Genomic DNA, 22166 nt, shown 5'->3' with positions numbered 1-22166 from the left:
TCAACTTGTGAAAGTATCTTTCCTCTATGTTACGATGAAATCAGAGATGTGACAAATGTTTTTAACGAATTTAACGCATCTTTTCTGAATTTTTCACTTTTTAGTGATTGTTCTAGCTTTTCAATTTCGCTCACGAGTGCACTTCCAACAACGACTCCATCCGAATATTGATTCATTAAACGGACTTGTTCCGCATTTGAAATCCCAAATCCAACAGCAATCGGAATATTACTCACTTCTTTGACCGTTTGTAAAAATTCGTAGACTCGAGGATCGATTTCCTCTCTTGCTCCTGTTACTCCTAAAGAAGAGACGCAATAAAGAAAGCCTTGTGCTTGTTGGGCGATTTTCTCGATTCGTTGTTTTGATGTAGGAGCAACTAATGAAATGAGCGATAATCCGTTAGCAGCACATAATAACGAAAGCTCTTCACTTTCTTCAATTGGTAAATCAGGAACGAGTAATCCGTCGATTTCCAACTCTTTTGCTTGTTCCACAAAACGCTCCACACCATATTGTAAAACAGGGTTATAGTAAGTGAAAATAACGACAGGGATTGTCAGGCCTTTTTTTCTCATGATAGGCACTAAATGCATCGCCTTTTCTAATGTCATCCCACCTGCTAATGCTCGTTTGGAAGCGGCTTGAATTGTTGGTCCGTCGGCTAATGGATCTGAATACGGAATCCCTAACTCCAGTATACTTGCTCCCGCTTCTTCTAAAGCTAAAGCAATTTCGATCGTCGCCTCAGCCGTTGGATCGCCAGCTGTAATAAATGGGATAAAAAGCTTCTCATCTTTTTTTGTGATTTCTTCCATCCGATTATTCACTTTTGTTTTCATGATTTTCACCTCTGAAGTATTTCTGTAAAGTATGAACATCCTTGTCACCACGACCTGATAAACACACTAAAATGATATCGTCTTTTGTTAATAACTGTGCCCGTTCAAACGCTTTTGCTAATGCATGCGCACTTTCAACAGCTGGGATAATCCCTTCTTTTTCCGACAAAAATTTTAATGCATCCAAAGCTTCTTGATCCGTGACTGCTTCGTAATCGACAAGCCCGCTTTTTGCTAAATAAGCATGCTCTGGTCCCACCCCTGGATAATCGAGTCCTGCTGAAATCGAATAGGGCTCAATGATTTGTCCATGTTCATCCTGAAGTAAATACGTTAAAGAACCGTGAATTACCCCTTCTTTCCCTTTTGTAATCGTGGCGGCATGTTGAGTCGTCTCCACACCTAGTCCGGCCGCTTCCACGCCGATCATTTTTAAATTATCGTTTAAATAAGGATAAAACGTTCCGATCGCATTGCTCCCACCGCCTACACAAGCAATAATCTCTGTCGGTAATTGACCTTCCCTTTTTAAAATTTGTTCTCTTGATTCGTCCCCGATAATTCGTTGAAAATTACGGACCATTTTTGGATAAGGGTGTGGACCTACAACAGAACCAATTAAATAAAATGTGTCTTCTGCATTGGCAACCCAATAACGAATCGCTTCATTCGTCGCATCCTTTAATGTTTGACTCCCTGAGGTTGCCGGAATAACTTCAGCTCCAAGTAATTCCATTCGAAAGACATTTAACGCTTGTCTTTCCATATCCTCTGCCCCCATAAACACTTTGCATTCTAAGCCAAATCGTGCCGCAATCGTTGCGGAGGCTACCCCATGCTGTCCTGCTCCTGTTTCGGCAACAATTTTTGTTTTTCCCATTCTTTTCGCCAGTAACGCCTGACCGATCGCGTTATTTAACTTATGAGCACCCGTATGAAGCAAATCTTCTCTTTTTAAATAGATCTTGGCTCCACCTAATGCTTCTGAGACATTTTTTGCGTACGTTAAAGCAGTCGGTCTTCCTGCATATTCTTGTAAATGATCAAGATATTCATCTAAAAAAAGAGGATCATTCATGGCCTCTTCTAATGCGGCTTCAAGCTCCTCAATGACACTCATTAATGTTTCTGGAACATACTTGCCCCCAAAATCACCGAAACGACCTCTATTATCTGGATATGTTGTGTTCACTTTGACTCATCCTCTCCACTAGTTGCTCAATTAACCGTTTGGATTTCTCACCATTTTCTTCAATTCCACTTGATACATCAATTCCATCCGGTTGAAATCGTAATAACTCATCGATATTATTCGGATTGATTCCGCCGGCAATCATAAGCGGAACCTTTTGTTTTTTTGCTTCTTTTTGATAAGCAGGAATTTCGCTCCAATCAAAGGAGTGACCTGTTCCACCCCAAGCCCCTTGAAATTTACAGTCGATAATATAACCATCTACAAGCCCTGAGAAAGCAGCCATGTAAGCTAACGCTCCTTCTCCACTATGAACCACTTTCCAAATGGGAATGTCTACTTTTTCTTTTAATCGTGCGACATCATTAACAGATTCATTCCCATGACATTGAATGACATCAATAGGTAACGCTTCGATTGTTTCTAAAATCGTCTCAGTCGCTTCATTCACAAATAAAGCAACAATCTTTTTACGAGTTAGAGAATCTTGATAAGTGTTAAGCCACTCCGATACTTGTTTAATGGTCACTTGTCGTTTGCTGTTAGCAAAAACAAAGCCAATATAATCGGCTTTGCTTTTTAATGTCACGAAAACATCTTTTTCGGAATGGTTACCACATAATTTAAGTGTTGGCTTCAATCTTTTCTCCCCCAAACAATGTATGAATCCCTATTTCTGGGCTAGCCGCTCGCATTAAAGACTCTCCGACCAAAATTCCATTGGCACCAGCTTGTAAAACGGTTTGAACATCCTCACTAGTTAAAATGCCACTTTCACTCACAAATAGACTTTCTTTCGGAACGATTTCTCCCATTTCCTTCGTTTGTTCTAATGACGTTTTGAAAGTTTTTAAATTTCTGTTATTAATACCAACAATTTTTGGCGTAAAGACATCAAGGAGCTCTTCTAATTCTTCCTTCGCATGGACTTCGACTAAACATTCTAAACCATTTTGATAAGCATAGTCATAAAGCTCTTTTAACTCCCTTGTCGGTACTGTCCCAACAATTAAAAGCATCGCATCAGCCCCAATACGAACCGTTTCATCAATTTGTTCTTTACTAATAATAAAATCTTTTCGCATCACCGGAATCGAAACATGTTTTTTAATCTCGGTAATATAATCTCGTGACCCTTGAAAATATTGAATATCGGTTAAAACAGAAATAGCGTCCGCTCCCCCTTTTTCGTACCCGATCGCCGTTTTGACTGGATCAAAATTGGGCTGGATCACTCCTTTAGACGGGGATGCCTTTTTCACTTCAGCTATTAAACCAACAGAACGATTTTTATTTTGTAATGCTTTATATAAGGAATAGTTTGTTACAACTGCCTGTTCTGGTAAGACTAATGCCGCAATTTCTTCTTTTTTTGTTGCGATGATTTGATCAAGCATGCTGTGATTCCCTTCTTTCGCTTTGTAATTGTAAAAAATGCTCATACACTTCCCCAGCTTCCACCCTTTTTCGAACAACCTCAACCCCTTCTTGAATGGAAGCGACTTGATCGGCACCATAAAGGGCCACACCTGCATTTAAATAAACGATATTTTGCGAGGAATCATTTGCTGTTCCTTGCAACACTTCAAGAATTAACTTCGCACTTTCTTCAGGGGTATTCACTTGAATTTCCTCTAGTTTACCACGAACTAACCCAAATTGTTCAGGCGTTATTTGATAACGAATCCGTTCATTTCCTTTGATTTCAACCACATCGGTAAAAGTCGTAATCGAGCATTCATCAAGTCCTTCTCCACCTGTTACGACTAAAGAATGTTTTGTTCCTAATCGTTGCAATGCCTCGGCCATTTTATCTAGCATCTTTTCATCATAAACACCTAATAATTGGTGTTTCGCTTGAGCTGGATTGGTGAGTGGGCCTAACATATTAAAAATCGTCCGAAACCCTAACTCTTTACGAGGTGTAACCGCATGTTTCATCGATTGATGGTAAAGAGGGGCAAATAAAAAACAAAGATGATGATTCTCCAATGATTTCGCCGCTTCTTCGGGTGTACGCTGAATGTCAATACCTAATTGTTCAAGCACATCCGCACTTCCACTTTTGGATGAGACCGCTCGATTGCCGTGTTTTGCGACTTTTATTCCAAAAGAGGACAAAACAATCGCAACAGTTGTGGAAATATTAAACGTTCTTAATGAATCTCCACCAGTCCCACAAGTATCAATTAAGTGTTCGCTATTATAAGGAATCATTAATGAATGATGACGCATCGCTCGGGCAAAACCTGTTATCTCATCGACGGTCTCGCCTCTAAACCTCATAACCGTAATAAAACTAGCAATTTGTGCTGGGGTTGCGAGCCCATTCATAATCTCATTCATCACTTCCTCGGCACTGGCCTCTGATAATGTTTCCCCATTTAAACAAGCATTTAAGTGTCTTTTAAGCATCGACTTTGACCTCCTCATAGCCAAACATTTTTTCTGCCATTTGTACCGACCTTATTAACGCTTTTGCTTTATTTTGTGTTTCCTCATATTCCTTTAGCGGCACCGAGTCGGCGACAATCCCTGCTCCTGCTTGCACATAAGCTTTTTGATCTTTTAAAACGAGCGTTCGAATCGCTATACAAGAATCAATATTGCCATCAAACCCTAAATAACCGATGGCCCCAGCATAAATGCCTCTTTTGGTTGGCTCCAACTCTTGCAAAATTTCCATCGCTCTTATTTTCGGTGCTCCCGAGACTGTCCCTGCCGGAAAAGAGGACATGAGGGCATCTAGTGGTTTGACACCTGTACGGAGCTCGCCTGTTACTTTTGAAACGATGTGCATCACATGTGAAAATTTACCAATTTCTAACAAAGTAGGTGTTTGGACTGAACCATATTCCGCAATCCGTCCAACATCATTTCGAGCTAAGTCAACGAGCATATAATGTTCAGCCCGTTCCTTCTCATCAGCTAGTAGCTCCTCTTGCAATCTGTTGTCTTCCTCTTGATTTAGACCACGTTTTCTCGTTCCGGCAATCGGATGAATTTCAACATGACCGTCTTGAACTTGCACAAGTCGTTCAGGTGAACTTCCGACGATTTCTAAATCATCAAACTTTAAATAAAATAAATATGGAGATGGGTTAACCATTCGTAAAACCCGGTAAATCTCTAAACCAGATGAACGAACATCAACTTCAAAGCGTTGTGATAAAACCGCTTGGAAAATATCCCCTGCCCGAATATACTCTTTAATTCGTTCCACATCTCTTATAAAACTACTTTTATCATAATTCGATTTTATCTTTTCAAAGCTTACTTCTTGTTCAAAAGCAGGGGATGATTTGATCGATAAACCTCGAATCGGTTGTTCTAATTTTTGAACGATGTTTTTTAATATACTCACCGACTCATCGTATTGACTAGATAGGGTTAATTCAAAATCAATCGGCTTATGAACAATAATCGTCAATTGCTTTTGCACGTGATCATAAGCGATTAATGTTTCACAAAATAAAAATTGATAATAAGGAGCGACGTTTGTTGTATTTGCTTTTAAAACTGGCTCGATCGTTTCAATCGCATCATAGCTCATATATCCAACTGCTCCTCCTTTAAAAGGAATCGGCAAGTCAATCGGAGCTACATCCATCAGGGCCATTGTCGCTTCATATGCTTCTTCAAATGTCTGGCCATGAATGATTGGTTCTTTCTTTTTGGAGTAAGTAATAAATCGGCCATTCTCCTCAACTAACTCATAAAGTGGATTCAAACCGATAAACGAATAATTCGACCAAATCGAGGCTTCATCATGACTTTCTAACAAAAAGCTCACTTCTTCTGTAAGTTGATGAACGATTTGAATAGGCGTTAGTCCGTCCGCAAAAAATTGCTCAATAACAGGGATTGTTTTATGTTGTTTAGCCTGTTCACAAAAAGCTAAATAAGAGGTTTTTATCATGTGTATCGCTCCTTCATAAAAAGAGGGAGGATAAATTAAGGAGGGGTACGAGCACCAAAACATTGGCCCGAAATAGAGAATACATATAAAAAACCCTATGACCAATAGGCATAGGGTGTATATAAACATCCTTTGCTCCGCTCAGCTCTCCTCAACTAATCTCATACTCTTCTCGTCTCATATTTTCATTTCATTATAAATACTTTAAAAACTCTACTCTTCTCACTATGGATTCACTCTTTAAGAATCCTTCTACTTTTAGTTTAAACCGACTCGCTTTGATCCGTCAAGACTAAATCTGGTCTTAATTTTACCGCATCATTTAAATAAATATGAGTAATTTGGTCTTGGGCAACATCTGTATTCACCGTCATCATAATCCGAATACAGTTCTCTAAACTTCCTGGAACAGCTATTTCCCTCGCACACATAACAGGTACATAATCAAAGCCTTCAAAACGGCGTAACGCTTTAGCTGGGAACGTCGCGATTAAATCCTCTGTTACGGTTATAAGCACTTGTGCGACATCTTCTGGTTGTATCTCGTTTTTTTCAATCATTAATGCGAGCAATTCTTCTGTAGCGTCTAATACAACTTCTTCAACATCTTCTTTTACTGTCGTCGCACCTCTGATTCCTCTCACCAATACAATCACTCCCCAAGCATTTTTTCTATTAGCGTTAAAATCTCCTGCGCGTTCACTTCTTCCACTCGTACAGTACCGACCTCTTTCATCAAAACCATCCGAATGATACCTGCATTGACTTTTTTATCTTTTTTCATCGTAGCAAGTAACGACTCCGCCTTTAATGTTTTCGGTAGATTTGTTTGATAGCCCAATTGCATCAACCATTGTTTGAACTCATTAATCGGTAATTTCACCTGATAGAGCTGTTCACTTAATCGCATCGCAAAAATAATCCCAATAGCGACCGCCTCACCATGTGTTGTTTTTCCGTAACCTAATTGAGTTTCAATCGCATGACCAAGTGTATGACCTAAATTCAAATGGGCTCTTATCCCTGCTTCTCTTTCGTCTTCCGCGACAATCTCTGCTTTGACGGCAATCGATCGCTCAAGCAATTGCTCTAAAAGAGAAACATCTAAATCAACAAAGGAATCGATTTTTTCTTGTAACCATTGATAAAATTCGGGCACTTGAATTAAACCGTGTTTAAAAGCTTCAGCAAACCCTGAACGCCACTCTTTCTCTGGTAATGAAGCTAAAAGCTCAGGGTCATAAATAACCATTTCTGGTTGATGAAAAGCCCCGATCATGTTTTTTCCTAAACGGTGATTGATCGCAACTTTTCCTCCTACACTACTATCATGAGCAAGCAAAGTCGTTGGAATTTGTATAAAACGAATTCCTCGCATATAAGTAGCCGCAACAAATCCAGCGATATCACCTACTACACCACCACCTAAAGCAATAATCGTCGAATCTCTGTCTAATCCATTTTCTAGTGCAACCGTTAAAAGCTGCTCAAATTCAACAAATGACTTAGAGGCTTCTCCAGCAGGAACGACCGCTTCGACAAGTGGATAATGATCTTTTAATTGATTTTTCACCGTATCTAAATAAAGTTCGGCGACTGTGGAGTCTGTAATAATAAAAATCGAAGTAGGTTGTTTTTTCCAGCTTTTCAGCATCGGCAAAAGTTTATTAAGGCAACCGGCTTCAATCCATACATCATAACTTTTGGATTCTGTTTGAACCGCGACCTTTCTCATTAAAACTTCCTCGCCTCTTCATGATGAAGGTTAATATTCCGTTCAATCGTCTCGACTCGATCTTGGCCAAACGTTTCTAATAAAACGTTCGCTACTTCCCAAGCAACAACCGCTTCAGCTACGACAGATGCAGCCGGAACCGCACAGCTATCCGAACGCTCTATACTAGCTGCAAACGTTTCTTTCGTTTCAATGTCTACACTTTGTAGTGGTTTATATAAAGTTGGAATTGGCTTCATAACCCCACGGACAACAATAGGCATACCATTTGTCATACCGCCTTCAAACCCACCTAAATGATTAGTTTTACGGGTATACCCTTTTTCCTCATCCCAAATAATTTCGTCATGAACTTGGCTTCCAGGTTTTCTTGCCGCCTCAAAACCAATCCCAATTTCAACCCCTTTAAAAGCATTAATACTCATAACCGCTGCCGCTAATTTCGCATCAAGTTTACGATCATATTGAACATGACTTCCAAGTCCAATTGGAACTCCTTCAATAACGACCTCAACAACTCCACCGATTGAGTCACCTGCTTGTTTGGCTTCATCAATCGCCTCGATCATTTTTGTTGAAGCCTCTTCATCTAAACATCGAACTAACGAAGCTTCAGAACGGTCTTTTAAATCTTGAATGGAGCTATAATTCGTATGTTGGGCTTTCACGCCACCGATTTCTAAAACATGACCACCCACTTGAATGCCAAATGTCGATAAGATTTTTTTTGCAACCGCTCCTGCTGCTACCCGAACCGTTGTTTCACGGGCAGAGGAACGCTCTAATACATTTCGCATATCGCGATGACCATATTTAATCGCACCATTTAAATCCGCATGACCTGGTCTCGGTCTTGAAATTTTACGTTTTACTTCTTTCTCTTCTTCCTCTGATAAAGGTTCCGCCCCCATAACTTTTGTCCAATGGGTCCAATCCTTATTTTCGACTACTAACGCAATGGGTGCACCAGTTGTTTTTCCATGACGAACACCACTCGTTATTTGAACTTGATCCTTTTCAATTTGCATACGGCGACCACGTCCATACCCGCCTTGTCTTCTTGCTAGGTCTGTATTAATATCTTCTGCCAACAATTCTAATTGAGCTGGAACTCCTTCAATTATCGTTGTGAGTTGTGGTCCATGTGATTCACCTGCTGTTAAATATCTCATCTACGTCTCCTCCTCTAACTAACCACCAATCTCTTTATCGCTTTTATGCGTTAAATTATAACATATTTATTTTGATTTGTGTGATTAATTTCTCTTCATTCTATTTGATTATTTAGCCATTCTACCAAAAATAATAAAATACGTCTAAATCATTTTCTTTTTTTTCAGAAAAATATAAGATTCTTTAACTCATTTTCCGATAAAAAAACGTCTCATCTGCTTCTAATTGATATTGTTTAGCTTGAAAGATTTGTTCCGTACTACCAACAAATAAAATTCCACCAGGCCTTAAGGCTTGACTAAACTTTTGATACAGTTCATGTTTGGCTTCCTCCGTAAAATAGATCATCACATTACGGCACACAATTAAATCAAAGCCTGTTTCAAAACGATCAGCTAACAAGTTTTGCTTTTTAAAAACAATCGACTTTTTTATTTCGTCATTAATGCGATAACCAAGTTCTTCACGTTGAAAATAGGTCTTTAATTTCTGTTCGGGCACTTGCTGAACAGAGCGTTCTAAATAAAAACCACCTTTGGCCCGCTCCATAATTTGTTCATCAATATCAGTGGCTAAAATCATCTTTTCTCTTAATTGGACAAAATCTGAAAGCATGAGTGCCAACGTATACGGTTCTTCGCCAGAGGAGCAGGCTGCACTCCAAACTTTTAAGGAATTTGTTTCTTTCATTAATCTCGGCAAAATTTTCGTTTGTAACACATTCCAACGATTTCGATTTCGGTAAAATTCCGAAACATTAATCGTCATTCGCTCAAGAAATTCATCAAACAGAGCAGGACGTTCTTTTATAGCTACAAAAAAGTCCGAAAAAGTAACAAACCCATGTTTATTACGTAAAGTCGTTAATCTCCTTTTCATTTGTGTTTCCTTATATAAAGACAAATTAATTCCCGTTACATTATGTATATTCGTTATAAAATCATGATAATCTCGGTCCATCTTGTTTCTCCCCTTCTCTACATTCCCTCTAATCATATATGCAACAAGAAAAAAATTCTATAAAAAAGAAAAGCGGAGAAAGGCGGTTAGGAACGAGGAAAAATTTAGAACGACTGCAGAAGTCGCTTTTTCGGGGCGTTCCTCTTTCTTTTTTACATATCAACCACGGCCAAATCACTTCCGACGGCCATCCCCTATCTTTTTTACGTCTCATCCGCACTTACTGCAACTAGTAAATTTAGTTTATTTCTTCCATAAGAAAAAACTATCCTCAAATGAAGATAGTTTTTCGACGTATTGATTAAACCCAAACATTAACCGCTTTATCATATTCACAAAGCTCTTCTGCTGTAAAAAAGATTCCGATTTCACGTTCAGCACTTTCAGGAGAATCTGAACCATGGATAATGTTCATTGATAATTGTGCTGCATAATCACCGCGAATCGTTCCTGGTGCAGAGTCAGCTGGGTTAGTCGCTCCCATCATCGTACGAGCTGTTTTAATGACGTTTTCACCTTCCCAAACCATCGCAAAAACCGGTCCAGAAGTAATAAAATTCACTAACTCACCAAAAAAAGGACGTTCACTATGCTCAGCATAATGTTTTTTAGCTGTTTCTTCAGATATGGACATTAGTTTAGCTCCAACTAATTGGAAGCCCTTCTTTTCAAATCTTGTGACAATTTCACCGATTAAATTACGTTGTACGCCATCAGGTTTTACCATTAAATATGTACGTTCCATCTTTTTGACCTCGCTTTCAAAATATAACAAATAAACAACAAACTTAGTATATCAAAAAAATAAAACGCTCTCAAACCTTTTTTTACCAATTTTAAATTTTCAATTTTAGAGAATTCAAAAAGGATGAATGTCTATAAGCACGAACACTCATCCTCTTTATTAAAAAATGTTAAAATTTACGGCGACCAATATATGTAGCAATATCTGATAAATGTTGTTTTGCCTTAATATCTGGTAATAATTCAAGACGTTCAAAAGCCTTCTTTAAGTACAGATCACTTATTTTAGTCGCATATTCAATTCCACCAGAACCTTTGATTTCTTCTAAAAATTTGTGGAAGTGTTCTTTATCCTGATTAGAACCGTTGAAGAAATCATTTAACTCCACTTTTAATTGAGGTTTTTTTGTCAGTGCATAAAGGGCTGGTAATGTCACATTTCCTTGTAACAAGTCACCACCTGCTGGTTTGCCTAGCTGCTTCTCTGTCCCAATAAAATCTAAAATATCATCGGTAATTTGAAAAGACATACCAACAAAATAACCAAACCAATAGAGCTGTTTTTGTACATCAAGATCCGCTTTGGACGCAATCGCCCCGAGCTGTGAACTAATCGCAATAAGTAAGGCTGTTTTCCTTTTGATCCGACGTAAGTAGTCCTGCATAGTTTGTTCCCAATTATATTGATCACGGATTTGTTCAATTTCTCCTAAACAAATTTCAACCATCGCATTAGACATAATTTGATGAATACTCGGATTCACAAAAATAGCCGATGTTTCAACCGCTTTTCCAAAAATAAAATCTCCTGTATACATTGCCACACGGTTATCCCATTGCGATTTAACCGTCTTTTCCCCTCTTCTTAACTCCGCATCATCAATCACATCGTCATGAACGAGTGACCCCATATGAATAAGTTCAAGTGGAACCGCAATATGTTTTAATTTTTCAATATCATATTCACCAAATTTTGCTGCAAGAAGAACAAAAACAGGTCGAATTCTCTTCCCACCTGCTCTAAGCAAATGAACAGAGGCGTCTTCTAAAATCGGATTGGCAGTTTGAACATTTTTTTCTAATTCACGTTCAATCGTCTTAATATCTTCTTTATAGTTTATATAAATATCAGCTAAGTTCATTCACTTCACCTTACTTAGTCAATTTATCTTTCACAGGTTGCCATAATTTAAGGGTCTCTACTGGTTCATCTAAATAACCAAATTGGTAACATAAATCATAAAAAGAAAGCAGACCTTTTTGTTCAGCTTCTGAAAAATCGTATGTTAAGCCGTTAAAGTAATTCGACCAAAACGTAAAATCTCCTGCATGATCTTTCATAATCTGTTCGATCATCGGCTGAAATTGTGTTTGTATCGACATTTCCTTGCTAAATAACAATTCTCGATTTAATAATTCGAGTTCTGTTCTTTTTTCTTCGACAACTTCATTCCTAACCGCTAAAACGGCAAATGTCATCGGTAAACCCGTAAATTGATACCATAATTCGCCGAGATCATACTGATAAATATTCGTTTCTTTACTCCAAGTTGCTTTAATCGCATCATCACCAATTAATAAACAAGCATCAAACTGTGCAAGCATTTTATCATAGTTTGGCTCCTCAACTTCATAGTGAACTGTAAACTGATAAAATTGAGCCAAAATGACTTTTAATAAATGAACGGTCGTTGCAGAGCTTGACGTTAAAGCAATCCTTTTCTCATCTAATTGTTCAATTGGAACTTTAGAAAACAAAAATAAAGAACCAACCGAGTTATAAGAGGAAACCGACAAATCTGGTAAGAGCGTATAATTATGTTGATTTTTTGCATAGGCAAAGCTAGAAATACCACCGACATCAACCTCTGCCTTAGACATAGCCGCATTTAACTGTGCCGGAACTTGAGGAATAAATGTGAATTGTTCTTCTTTTAACTTATCTCTATCAACAAAATAAAAAAGAGGTAGAATATTTGTATAGGATATTTCTCCAATTCGAATCGACATTACTCTCCCCACCTTTTAAACATTTGATGCTCAACCCCAAGCCTATCCAACGTTTTTCCAACTACAAATTTAACTAAATCATCAATCGTTTGTGGCAAATGATAAAAGCCGGGCATAGCTGGCAAAATGTGTGCTCCCATTTTGGTTAACGTCAGCATATTTTCCAAGTGAATTTGATGAAGTGGCGTTTCTCTTGGAACAATGACCAGCTTACGACCTTCTTTTAACATCACATCAGCTGTTCTTTCCAACAGATTTCCTGATGCCCCATGTGCAATCCCTGAAAGAGTTCCCATTGAACAAGGAATAATAACCATACCTTCATTACGAAAAGAGCCACTCGCAATGGAAGCCGCATAATTATGTAAATGATGAACCGTTAAGTTGTGATAGCCATCAGCAAAAAGCTCAGAAAGCAATTGTTCACGATTGACTGTATCTAATAATAACTCTTCTTTAAAAACTTGCCAGCCGGCCTCTGTTATAATAAGATGGACATCAAATTCTTGTCTTAATAGTTCACGTACAAGCGTCACCCCATAAATCGCCCCACTTGCCCCTGTTATTCCAACGGTAAAAATTCTCTTTTTGTTTTGCATCATAGTAATAGCACATCTCCAATCGCAAATACGAACATTTGAATACTTAAAACTCCATTCATCGTAAAAAAGGCGACGTCTAGTCGAGACATATCATCAGCAGAAATAATCGAGTGTTCATAAATCATAATTAACCCAGCGATTATCACCCCAATCAAATAGAGCCAACCTAATGGTGTAAAAAAGTATAACGCTAAAAAGGCTAAAAAACTTATGATATGAAACCCTTTCGCTATTTTTAATGAATTTGCTAATCCAAAGCGACTTGGAATTGAAAAGACATTGTTATCACGATCGTAATCTAAATCCTGTGTGGCATAAATAACATCAAACCCAGCCGTCCACATCGCTACCGCTAAAAATAAAAGAAAGGCCTCCCATGGTAGGGTTCCGGTTGCCCCAACCCATCCACCAAGCGGTGCAATCGCAATCGTCACACCTAGAATGAGATGACAAGCCCATGTAAAGCGTTTCGTATAAGAATAAATAACTAAAAAGAAGACCGCAATTGGTAGTAAATAAACAGCCAACATATTTAATTGAAAAGCTGCAACAAATAAAAGAGCAAATGAAGCAATAATAAAAACAATCACTTCCAGTTTGGATAATAATCCAGCCGGAATAGCTCTTGATTCCGTGCGTGGATTTTTTTTGTCAATTTGAGCATCGATGACACGATTTAACGACATCGCAGCACTTCTAGCCCCAACCATTGCCAGTGTGATCCAAATCCATTGTGAAATAGTTGGTAAGCTCCCATTTATAACGGCACTACCAAGAACAGCCCCAAAAAAGGCAAATGGCAAAGCGAAAACCGTATGCTCAAACTTAATCATTTCTAAGATGATTTTTAATTTTCTAATCACTTTGTTATCCCCAATTCTCATTTACTCAGACGGTTTAATACCGAGGTGCATAGCCGCAACTCCACCGGTAAACGCTTTAACTTCAACCGGTTTAAATCCTACATCAAAAAACATTTGCTTTAATTGTTCACGCCCCGGAAAATTTTTGGTTGATTCGTTTAACCAAGAATATTCTTGATAACTTTTCGCAAATAACTTCCCAAAAACCGGCATAATATATCCGAAATAAAAAAAGTACAATTGCTTAAACCCTGGTATTGTCGGTTGTGAAGTTTCTAAACAAACGACCTTCCCTCCCGGTTTAACCACTCGGTACATTTCTTTAAGTACTTGAGTATAGTCTGGTACATTTCGCAAACCAAAACCAATCGTCACATAATCAAATTGATTATCTTCATACGGTAGTTCCATTGCATTACCGTGGACTAAATTAACTTGCTTTAATTTTAGGTTGTCCACTTTCTCTTGACCGACTTTTAACATATTTTGACTAAAGTCTAATCCTTCAACATGTCCAGTTGAACCAACAGCTTGAGCGAGTGCAATAGTCCAATCTCCCGTTCCACAACAAACATCTAAAGCCTGTTGACCCTTTTGCACATCCATTTTCTTCATCGTGCTTTTTCGCCATGATTTATGACGTTGAAAGCTAATCACAGAATTCATGACATCGTAGCGTTTATAAATCGATTCAAAAACTTGATGCACGCGCTCTTCTTTTGACTGTGTCATTTTATTCACCCTTCTTCTGCAACCTTCTTAGGACTAACCGTTACTTGTAAAACCCCTTCTAACCTTGCAACAATAATTCGTTCAACTGTAGCCATTGATTGACTCATTTGAAGAATTTTATCTTTTAAGACCTCGACTTTTTCTTCGAGTATCATTAAATCTTCAGCATCGTCTGGATGCTCCGATAACAAGGATTGAATGAGCGCATGTCTTTTTCCATTCTTCCAAGCTTTTTGTTCAATTAAAAGCCTTTTCAACAAAAAGAACTCTTTAAATAAGCTCAGCCATTTCCGTTCATCAAAATGTTCAGCAATGTTTTGTAGTAATTTCGATTCAACTGAAATGACTTCGTTTTCTATCTTTTTATACCCTTTTAGTGCAGCTGAGTTTTTATAAAGGTTCATTTTACACTCATTTATTTCTTGAATGGAGCGACTAAAAATGCGGATCATCGGAACATTTTGAGCTTTAGCTAGTAAATAATAATAGAGACTACTATAATAATCCCCTGCTAAAACGGTCAGTTGCCGTTCTTTTATCACTGCATCTGATTTTATTTTATGGAGAGTAACATCCTCATGCACATCTAAGGCTGCTTGTAACAACATAGCGGACAAGATAATCATCTTCACATCTTTATTAGAAAGGTGTGAAGATAGCATGGCATATAAAAAAATAATCTTATCTTCATCTATAATGGGACCCTCAATATGACGCTCCAAATATGTATGCTTTGTTAAGTCATTAAAGCTCTTTTTTATGTCGTTCAAAATCTCATTTAGCTCATTTTTGCTAACCATCAATAGTCCCCCAAATCACTTACCAACTTTACTGTTCGTCCGACCATTCCAATTTAATAGACAATTTATAAACCGCATACTATTATAGCATAATTTTAACGGTCGGACTAATAAAATCAACCTTCCACTAACCATTCGGTATAAGCAAAACCTCTTACTTGACTGAAATTAACAACCCCATTAAATAGTAATACCATCTCGTCCTTTGAGGCCTTATATTAATATGTCCAAAAAAAGATAAACTTGAACAAAATAGAAAAAAGCAGGAAATCCCGCTTTTATTCTTCTGTATCAATTGTCCCGTGTACGGTTTGGATAACAGCTTTACCTCTAATTTTTATCGCAGAAGTGTGTTCGGTAAACTGAGCGATCATAACCTCACCTTTATCAAGCTTTTCAGAATGATGAAAACGAGTATCTGACCCTCGTGTTAAACCGATGACATTTACTCCATTTTCTTTGGCTTTAATGACTATGCTCTCATTTTGATTACTCATAACTTCGCTCCTCTACACTCAACTTTTAATAAAACCTAATACCTCAGCTCTTAATGATGCATCTTCTGCATATTTTCCACGTACAGCAGTCGTAATCGTTTTGGCTCCTGGTTTTTTCACACCACGCATCGTCATACACATGTGCTCTGCTTCGACGACAACAATGACACCATGTGGGGCGAGTGATTCAACAATGGAATCTGCAATCGTTGCTGTAATTCGCTCTTGTAATTGCGGTCTTTTGGCAACCGCTTCAACAGCTCTTGCTAATTTACTTAAACCTGTGACTTTCCCGCCTCTAGGAATATATCCAACATGTGCATGTCCAAAGAAAGGAACAAGATGATGTTCACACATAGAAAAGAAAGGAATGTCCTTAACAAGCACTAATTCCTCATGGTCTTCGCCAAATACAGTTTGGAAATGCTCCTTAGGGTCTTGATTTAATCCTTGAAATACTTCTGCATACATTTTTGCTACTCGTTTTGGTGTATCCTCTAAACCTTCACGACTCGGATCTTCGCCAATGGCTTCTAAAATCATCGTGACAGCTTGTTGAATTTTTTCATGATCTACTGATTGCAACGTCTTTGCCTCCAATTATCCTTTTCTTGTCATAAAGGATGACATACTTAAATATTAGCACATTCTTTTCAAAAAAGGCAAAGAGGAATTCCTATATAACTAGGAATTCCTCTAAATCTTTGTTTATTTTGTCAAAAGTTATCACAACGATTATAAAATAATCGCAATTAATCCACCTGAGCCTTCATTAATGATTCGCTCTAATGTTTCTTTTAATTTGTAGCGAGCGTTTTCAGGCATTAAAGATAATTTCGCTGAAATTCCTTCCCTCACAATGGAATTAAGCGACCGCCCAAAAATGTCAGAATTCCAAATTGATAATGGATTTTCCTCAAAGTCTTGCATTAAGTAACGGACAAGTTCTTCACTTTGTTTTTCCGTTCCTATTATTGGTGCAAACTCTGACTCGACGTCCACTTTAATCATATGAATGGAAGGTGCAACAGCTTTTAAACGAACACCGAAACGAGCACCTTGACGGATAATTTCTGGTTCATCCAAACTCATATCTGATAAAGCAGGAGCCGCAATTCCATATCCAGTTTGTTTCACCATTCTTAAGGCATCAGACACTTGATCATATTCGGATTTAGCATGGGCAAATTCTTGCATTAATTGTAAGAGATGATCTTTCCCTCTTATTTCAACACCAACGACTTCTTTTAACACTTGGTCATACAAGTCATCTGGAGCAAATAAATCAATTTCTGCTATCCCTTGCCCCATCTCAATTCCTGCTAATCTTGCATCATCAATAAATTCATACTCTGCAAATTGGCCAACGACACGATCTACATCACGTAAACGTTTAATATCATTAACCGTCTCACGTACGGACTCTTCATAACTCTGTCTTAACCAATGCTCTTCATTTAAAACCATAACCCAGCTCGGTAAATTTACATTGACCTCATGTACAGGGAATTCAAATAAAACTTCTCTTAATACATTGTTGATATCTTGATCCGTCATGCTTTCGATGCTCATCGCTAATACAGGAATGTCATGCTCCTCTGCTAACTCGCGACGTAACTTATCCGTATCTGGATGATAAGGACGAACACTGTTCACAATCATAATAAACGGTTTGCCTACCTCTTTTAATTCCTCAATCACTCTTGTTTCGGATTCAATATAATCATAACGAGGAATGTCACCAATTGATCCATCCGTCGTCACAACAACACCTAAAGTAGAGTGCTCTTGAATGACCTTCCGCGTTCCAATTTCAGCCGCTTCTTGAAAAGGAATAGGCTCCTCATACCATGGTGTATTAATCATTCTTGGTCCATTTTCATCTTCATACCCTTTAGCTCCTGGCACCGCATAACCTACACAATCTACTAAACGTATGTTTACATCTAACCCTTCATCAACATGAATAGAAACAGCTTGATTCGGTACAAATTTTGGCTCGGTTGTCATAATCGTTTTTCCTGCGGCACTTTGAGGTAATTCATCTTGTGCTCGTACTTTTTCTGACTCATTAGGAATGTTCGGGAGTACGACGAGCTCCATGAATTTTTTTATAAAAGTCGATTTCCCCGTACGAACCGCACCTACTACCCCAAGATAGATATCACCGCCTGTTCTTTCAGCAATATCTTTGAAAATGTCAATCTTTTCCACTTGATCCCCTCCCGATCATGTAAGGATTTGAAATTTATCGATTCCGTTAAAATCTTAGGACACTATCATTCATATGATGTTGTCCTATGACTTATGACAAATGATTGAATCGAATCCTTTCATTACTGCTACCGAGAAGGGGATGCCCTTCAGATACAGAGTACTTCGACATTTCACAAGAAAAAATCAAGCAAAATGATTAAGCCACTTATATCCTTCAACAAAAAAAGCCCCTTCCAATCCTATATATATCAATTGGAGAGAGGCAATAGACCATTTTTTTATAAAACAATTAAAATTCTATCTACTTTAGATAAATCTATTTTTCTAAACTCATATCATATTGTGGTTCACCGTTCTCATCCAACGTATACGCTACAGAACGACTTGGAACAAAGTAAGTGTTTTCTAAGAGGATGGAACGAATATCTTCCCCCTCTTGGAAATCATGTTCATATTCTTGCAATGCCATATTTAAATCAATTCGATAATCGATCACAATTTGACCGTCGTTTGTTAAAAGCAAGGGCAAGAATGTTTCATAATAGGGACTTTTAACGTGAGGTTCACTTGAATATCCAAGCTCTTCGTAATCAAGTTTAAATAAACCGTGATCTAAAACTTCAGCAACAGGAGCATATGAATGTTTACGAATATGTTCACTGACCCTTGTGTGTAAACGCTGAATTTCATTTATGGACGTTAAATCAACGACGCGAACTTGCAGACTATCTTCCACATCCCATAATACGTATTGAAAAACACCACCATTTTCCAAAGCCGTACCAGGTGCTTGCTGTAAATAGCGCGGAACTAATTGATTAAAATCAACGACATAGCGATGATATAAAGGTGTGTTTTCCTCAAAAGTCCGAATTGGCAATACACCTGTATCTTCTTGAAAATTCTCAACGGCTACTCGCACCGATTCTAGTTGATCCGGATAAGCGACCTGATTCTCCATTCTATTTTCCTCTGGATAAAAACATCCAGCCAAATATGTAGTTATTAATAGAACCGTTGTGAGGAAAAATATTTTTTTCATCGTCAATCTCTACCTCATTTCATTTATTTCCAAACTTCCTTAATCAGCTACAGCTGTCGGTCCACCAGCTACAACAATAAAGACGATTAACCCTGCAACACATAAACAAATAAACGAAATCGTTAAGACAACTTTTTGTAGGAAACCTTTTAATTTTGTCCGACTAATTAAAGCCGTCACAACCGATACAAACATTAAAAACATCGCAAAAAAGGAGACATACATACTTAACATCGCTTGAGACATAGTGCCAAACCCCCTAAACCTTCAAAATCTACCTTATAAATTATAGCATACAAACAATTATAAAGTTAAAATGATCACGATGCTAGCCCACATTCAATTACGACAATTTTGTGAAGTCGGGCTTATTTTATCCCCAAAACAAAAAAAGGTTGAAGAAGCGGGGGCACACTTCTTCAACTTAACTAAACCCTTCGAAAACAAAGCCCTATTTATAATGTTCGTTCTATAAAGTATATGCAACCACTTACGAGTTGCGTTCAACATACGCCTAAGAACTTGAACCTATTTTTTATTGAACATTTTGGCAAGAGAAGCAAAATCAGCAGGAACATTATTTTTTAAAATGGCTTGCACTAGCTGGTCTTCTTTTTCTTTCGATACAGGCTTATTAGCAATCTTTGAAACTTGGGCGATTAATTGACGAACAGTCGCTTCATCTTGAAGATTAGCTTGACTTACTGAATTGGCTAATTTCAATAATTGATCAGGCCTTACATTCGTTTTCTTTTGGACATTATCCATAAACGAATGGTCGTTTCTTTCATGCATCGGTGCGACCTCCTTCATACATAGTTTCAACATATCCTATGCGAATAACTAAAAGAGGTGCAAATCCTAATTTGAAGAAGCCTAATAATCGCTTTTCTTAAAGAGAGTAATTAGAAATTTCTTCAACCTCATGCTTTTTAAGACGTCCCATTAATTCCTCGGCCGCTTCTTGTGGGGTCGTTTCTTCAAACAACACTTTATATAACGCTGTCGTAATTGGCATTTCAATTCCTAACTTTAAAGCAAGTTCATACGTTGCTTTTGTAGTTCGAACACCTTCTACAACCATGCCCATTTTTTCTAATACTTCATCTAATGTTAAACCCTGACCTAACATATGACCTGCACGCCAATTACGTGAATGGACACTCGTACATGTCACAATTAAATCACCTAGTCCTGATAATCCAGAAAAAGTTAGTGGCTCGGCCCCTAACTTCACACCTAGCCTCGCCATCTCCGCTAAACCACGTGTCATAATTGCTGCTTTCGTATTATCACCGAGCCCTAATCCATTAGTCAGACCACAAGACAAGGCGATAATATTTTTAATCGCACCACCAAGCTCAACCCCAATTAAATCAGGATTTGTATAAACACGAAAATGCTGATTAATAAATAAATCTTGTACTTTTTCCGCGGCCTTAATATTATTTGATGAACTCGTAACGGTTGTCGGTTGGCGTAAGCTCACTTCTTCAGCATGACTAGGGCCTGATAAAACGACAATATCCCCAAGTAATTCTGAGCCATCAAACTCCTCTTCGATCATTTCTGAAATTCGTTTATGAGTGCCAGGCTCAATCCCTTTGCTCGCATGAATAATCGTCGCTTTTGTATCGATAACTTCCTTTAAGCTTTTAATGGTTTCACGAATCGCTTTCGTTGGAACAACAATTAAGATATTGTTTACACCACTAACTGCTTCTTTTAAGTCGGTAGTGCCTTTAATTGAATGAGGCAATTCAATATTTGGTAAATACTTTTCATTTGTATGCTTTTGATTGATTTCATTTATTTGGTCTTCTCTTCTCGCCCAAATGGTTACTTCATGCTCATTGTCTGCAAGGACTAGGGCCAAGGCACTCCCCCAACTACCTGCACCGATAACAGCAACTTTTGACACATCATCATCTCCTATCAAATCCAAATCTTTTAAATGACTTATTTATTATTTTTGAACTTCTGTTTAAAGAAACATTTTCCCTATCGATCCTATATCTCAAATAACCAAAAAGAGCAGACGGAATACACTTAGGCTCCTGCGAGACCATCGGGGTGACCCCGTAGCTTAATAAAAGCGTAGAAGCTACCCAGGGTAACGCGGAAAGCAAAGAGTATTCCGTCTGCAGGTTAAAGCCAACAATTTCTATGGAGATTTCCATTTAAAATATTCAAACAATGAATGACTTTTTAACTTTTTTGCCCAATTTTATTTTCAGAGCCATTAAAAATCCGCAAAACATTCGTACGGTGGCGCCAAATTGACAGAAGTGCTACAACAAATGTCAAATAAATAAAGACAATTGGATACTCATAATAAGGCAATAAAAAGAATGTCGCAACAGGCGTTAACAGGACAAATAATAACGATCCTAAAGAAACATAACGAGTAAAGATAATACTTAAAATCGCAATTAAACCAGCTATAAGGGAAGGCCAAAAAACAAGTGTTGATAAGACTCCTATCGTTGTGGCAACCCCTTTACCACCTTTGAAATTGTAATAGGCAGGCCAATTATGACCGATAATGGCTGCAACTCCACCAAGAACAGGAAACCAGCCAAGATCATTCGTAGCAACCATATATCCAAACCAAACAGCTATAATCCCTTTAAGAACATCTAAAATTAAAACAGCTATCGCTGGTCCTACTCCTAAGACACGCAATGTATTAGTGGCACCTGCATTTCCACTTCCATGCTGACGAATATCGACTTTTTTAATCTTTTTAGCAATAATATAACTAAAACTAATCGACCCTACTAAATATCCAAATACAATGGTAACGACTAATAAGATACCCTCCATATTCTCCCCCAA

The 22166-nt window shown here is 37.9% G+C and carries 25 protein-coding genes; all 25 read right to left on the bottom strand.

The features are described 5' to 3' along the window. Positions 1 to 29: 29 nt before the first annotated feature. Positions 30 to 842 carry a tryptophan synthase subunit alpha gene (trpA, locus tag AA0017_RS07425; protein ID WP_413380520.1) on the bottom strand — a complete coding sequence of 271 codons (813 nt, stop codon included), beginning with the start codon at positions 840 to 842 and terminating at the stop codon, positions 30 to 32. Next, positions 823 to 2034 (bottom strand): tryptophan synthase subunit beta, encoded by a 1212-nt coding sequence (trpB, locus tag AA0017_RS07420; RefSeq protein WP_413380518.1) that lies wholly within the window; start codon positions 2032 to 2034, stop codon positions 823 to 825. The genes trpA and trpB overlap by 20 nt, the downstream gene beginning before the upstream one ends. Continuing rightward, on the bottom strand, positions 2012 to 2674 hold the full coding sequence (locus tag AA0017_RS07415) for a phosphoribosylanthranilate isomerase (RefSeq protein WP_413380515.1): 663 nt from the start codon (positions 2672 to 2674) through the stop codon (positions 2012 to 2014). Before AA0017_RS07415 ends, trpB begins: the two co-directional genes overlap by 23 nt. Next, complete coding sequence (gene trpC, locus AA0017_RS07410) at positions 2658 to 3431, bottom strand: indole-3-glycerol phosphate synthase TrpC (protein WP_413380512.1); 774 nt, start codon at positions 3429 to 3431, stop codon at positions 2658 to 2660. The genes AA0017_RS07415 and trpC overlap by 17 nt, the downstream gene beginning before the upstream one ends. After that, positions 3424 to 4449 (bottom strand): anthranilate phosphoribosyltransferase, encoded by a 1026-nt coding sequence (trpD, locus tag AA0017_RS07405; protein WP_413380509.1) that lies wholly within the window; start codon positions 4447 to 4449, stop codon positions 3424 to 3426. Before trpD ends, trpC begins: the two co-directional genes overlap by 8 nt. After that, entirely contained in the window at positions 4442 to 5953 is a 1512-nt protein-coding gene (trpE, locus tag AA0017_RS07400; protein WP_413380506.1) for an anthranilate synthase component I, read from the bottom strand. Before trpE ends, trpD begins: the two co-directional genes overlap by 8 nt. Before the next feature lie 263 nt (positions 5954 to 6216). Beyond that, positions 6217 to 6600 (bottom strand): chorismate mutase, encoded by a 384-nt coding sequence (aroH, locus tag AA0017_RS07395; RefSeq protein WP_413380503.1) that lies wholly within the window; start codon positions 6598 to 6600, stop codon positions 6217 to 6219. A 5-nt stretch (positions 6601 to 6605) separates the two neighbouring features. After that, on the bottom strand, positions 6606 to 7688 hold the full coding sequence (aroB, locus tag AA0017_RS07390) for a 3-dehydroquinate synthase (RefSeq protein ID WP_413380501.1): 1083 nt from the start codon (positions 7686 to 7688) through the stop codon (positions 6606 to 6608). Further along, positions 7688 to 8860 carry a chorismate synthase gene (gene aroC, locus AA0017_RS07385; RefSeq protein WP_413380499.1) on the bottom strand — a complete coding sequence of 391 codons (1173 nt, stop codon included), beginning with the start codon at positions 8858 to 8860 and terminating at the stop codon, positions 7688 to 7690. Before aroC ends, aroB begins: the two co-directional genes overlap by 1 nt. A gap of 184 nt (positions 8861 to 9044) precedes the next feature. Further along, complete coding sequence (locus tag AA0017_RS07380; protein ID WP_413380497.1) at positions 9045 to 9821, bottom strand: CheR family methyltransferase; 777 nt, start codon at positions 9819 to 9821, stop codon at positions 9045 to 9047. A gap of 301 nt (positions 9822 to 10122) precedes the next feature. After that, positions 10123 to 10566 (bottom strand): nucleoside-diphosphate kinase, encoded by a 444-nt coding sequence (ndk, locus tag AA0017_RS07375; protein WP_413380495.1) that lies wholly within the window; start codon positions 10564 to 10566, stop codon positions 10123 to 10125. A 169-nt stretch (positions 10567 to 10735) separates the two neighbouring features. Next, positions 10736 to 11707 carry a heptaprenyl diphosphate synthase component II gene (gene hepT / locus AA0017_RS07370; RefSeq protein WP_413380492.1) on the bottom strand — a complete coding sequence of 324 codons (972 nt, stop codon included), beginning with the start codon at positions 11705 to 11707 and terminating at the stop codon, positions 10736 to 10738. A 10-nt stretch (positions 11708 to 11717) separates the two neighbouring features. Continuing rightward, a complete protein-coding gene (locus AA0017_RS07365) occupies positions 11718 to 12575 on the bottom strand; it encodes a menaquinone biosynthetic enzyme MqnA/MqnD family protein (RefSeq protein ID WP_413380490.1) in 858 nt (285 codons plus the stop codon). After that, complete coding sequence (locus tag AA0017_RS07360; RefSeq protein ID WP_413380487.1) at positions 12575 to 13177, bottom strand: UbiX family flavin prenyltransferase; 603 nt, start codon at positions 13175 to 13177, stop codon at positions 12575 to 12577. The genes AA0017_RS07365 and AA0017_RS07360 overlap by 1 nt, the downstream gene beginning before the upstream one ends. Then, entirely contained in the window at positions 13174 to 14040 is an 867-nt protein-coding gene (locus AA0017_RS07355) for a UbiA-like polyprenyltransferase (RefSeq protein ID WP_413380484.1), read from the bottom strand. The genes AA0017_RS07360 and AA0017_RS07355 overlap by 4 nt, the downstream gene beginning before the upstream one ends. A 21-nt stretch (positions 14041 to 14061) precedes the next feature. Then, positions 14062 to 14772 (bottom strand): demethylmenaquinone methyltransferase, encoded by a 711-nt coding sequence (locus tag AA0017_RS07350; RefSeq protein WP_413380482.1) that lies wholly within the window; start codon positions 14770 to 14772, stop codon positions 14062 to 14064. 5 nt (positions 14773 to 14777) lie between these two features. Continuing rightward, positions 14778 to 15572 (bottom strand): heptaprenyl diphosphate synthase component 1, encoded by a 795-nt coding sequence (locus tag AA0017_RS07345; RefSeq protein ID WP_413380480.1) that lies wholly within the window; start codon positions 15570 to 15572, stop codon positions 14778 to 14780. A gap of 278 nt (positions 15573 to 15850) precedes the next feature. Further along, on the bottom strand, positions 15851 to 16069 hold the full coding sequence (gene mtrB / locus AA0017_RS07340; protein WP_413380478.1) for a trp RNA-binding attenuation protein MtrB: 219 nt from the start codon (positions 16067 to 16069) through the stop codon (positions 15851 to 15853). Positions 16070 to 16087: 18 nt separating this feature from the next. Next, positions 16088 to 16654: a GTP cyclohydrolase I FolE gene (gene folE / locus AA0017_RS07335; protein WP_413380476.1), complete on the bottom strand. Its 567-nt coding sequence runs from the start codon at positions 16652 to 16654 to the stop codon at positions 16088 to 16090. Positions 16655 to 16804: 150 nt separating this feature from the next. Continuing rightward, the gene (gene spoIVA, locus AA0017_RS07330) at positions 16805 to 18283 is read right to left on the bottom strand and encodes a stage IV sporulation protein A (protein WP_003323177.1); all 1479 of its coding nucleotides are present in this window, start codon (positions 18281 to 18283) and stop codon (positions 16805 to 16807) included. Positions 18284 to 18602: 319 nt separating this feature from the next. After that, the gene (locus tag AA0017_RS07325; protein ID WP_413380474.1) at positions 18603 to 19328 is read right to left on the bottom strand and encodes a hypothetical protein; all 726 of its coding nucleotides are present in this window, start codon (positions 19326 to 19328) and stop codon (positions 18603 to 18605) included. Positions 19329 to 19367: 39 nt separating this feature from the next. Beyond that, positions 19368 to 19574: a DUF2768 domain-containing protein gene (locus AA0017_RS07320; RefSeq protein WP_413380471.1), complete on the bottom strand. Its 207-nt coding sequence runs from the start codon at positions 19572 to 19574 to the stop codon at positions 19368 to 19370. A gap of 282 nt (positions 19575 to 19856) precedes the next feature. Beyond that, positions 19857 to 20123 (bottom strand): stage VI sporulation protein F, encoded by a 267-nt coding sequence (locus AA0017_RS07315; RefSeq protein ID WP_413380469.1) that lies wholly within the window; start codon positions 20121 to 20123, stop codon positions 19857 to 19859. Positions 20124 to 20220: 97 nt separating this feature from the next. Then, positions 20221 to 21249 carry an NAD(P)H-dependent glycerol-3-phosphate dehydrogenase gene (locus AA0017_RS07310; protein ID WP_413380466.1) on the bottom strand — a complete coding sequence of 343 codons (1029 nt, stop codon included), beginning with the start codon at positions 21247 to 21249 and terminating at the stop codon, positions 20221 to 20223. Between the two features lie 287 nt (positions 21250 to 21536). Then, positions 21537 to 22154 carry a glycerol-3-phosphate 1-O-acyltransferase PlsY gene (gene plsY / locus AA0017_RS07305; RefSeq protein WP_413380463.1) on the bottom strand — a complete coding sequence of 206 codons (618 nt, stop codon included), beginning with the start codon at positions 22152 to 22154 and terminating at the stop codon, positions 21537 to 21539. Positions 22155 to 22166: the final 12 nt, after the last annotated feature.

It is taken from the genome of Alkalihalobacillus phoenicis, assembly GCF_047302405.1.
In the GTDB taxonomy this organism is placed as follows: domain Bacteria; phylum Bacillota; class Bacilli; order Bacillales; family Bacillaceae_D; genus Alkalihalobacillus.
The sequence above is the reverse complement of the archived record's forward strand: the minus strand, read 5'-3'. Positions and strand labels throughout refer to the sequence as shown.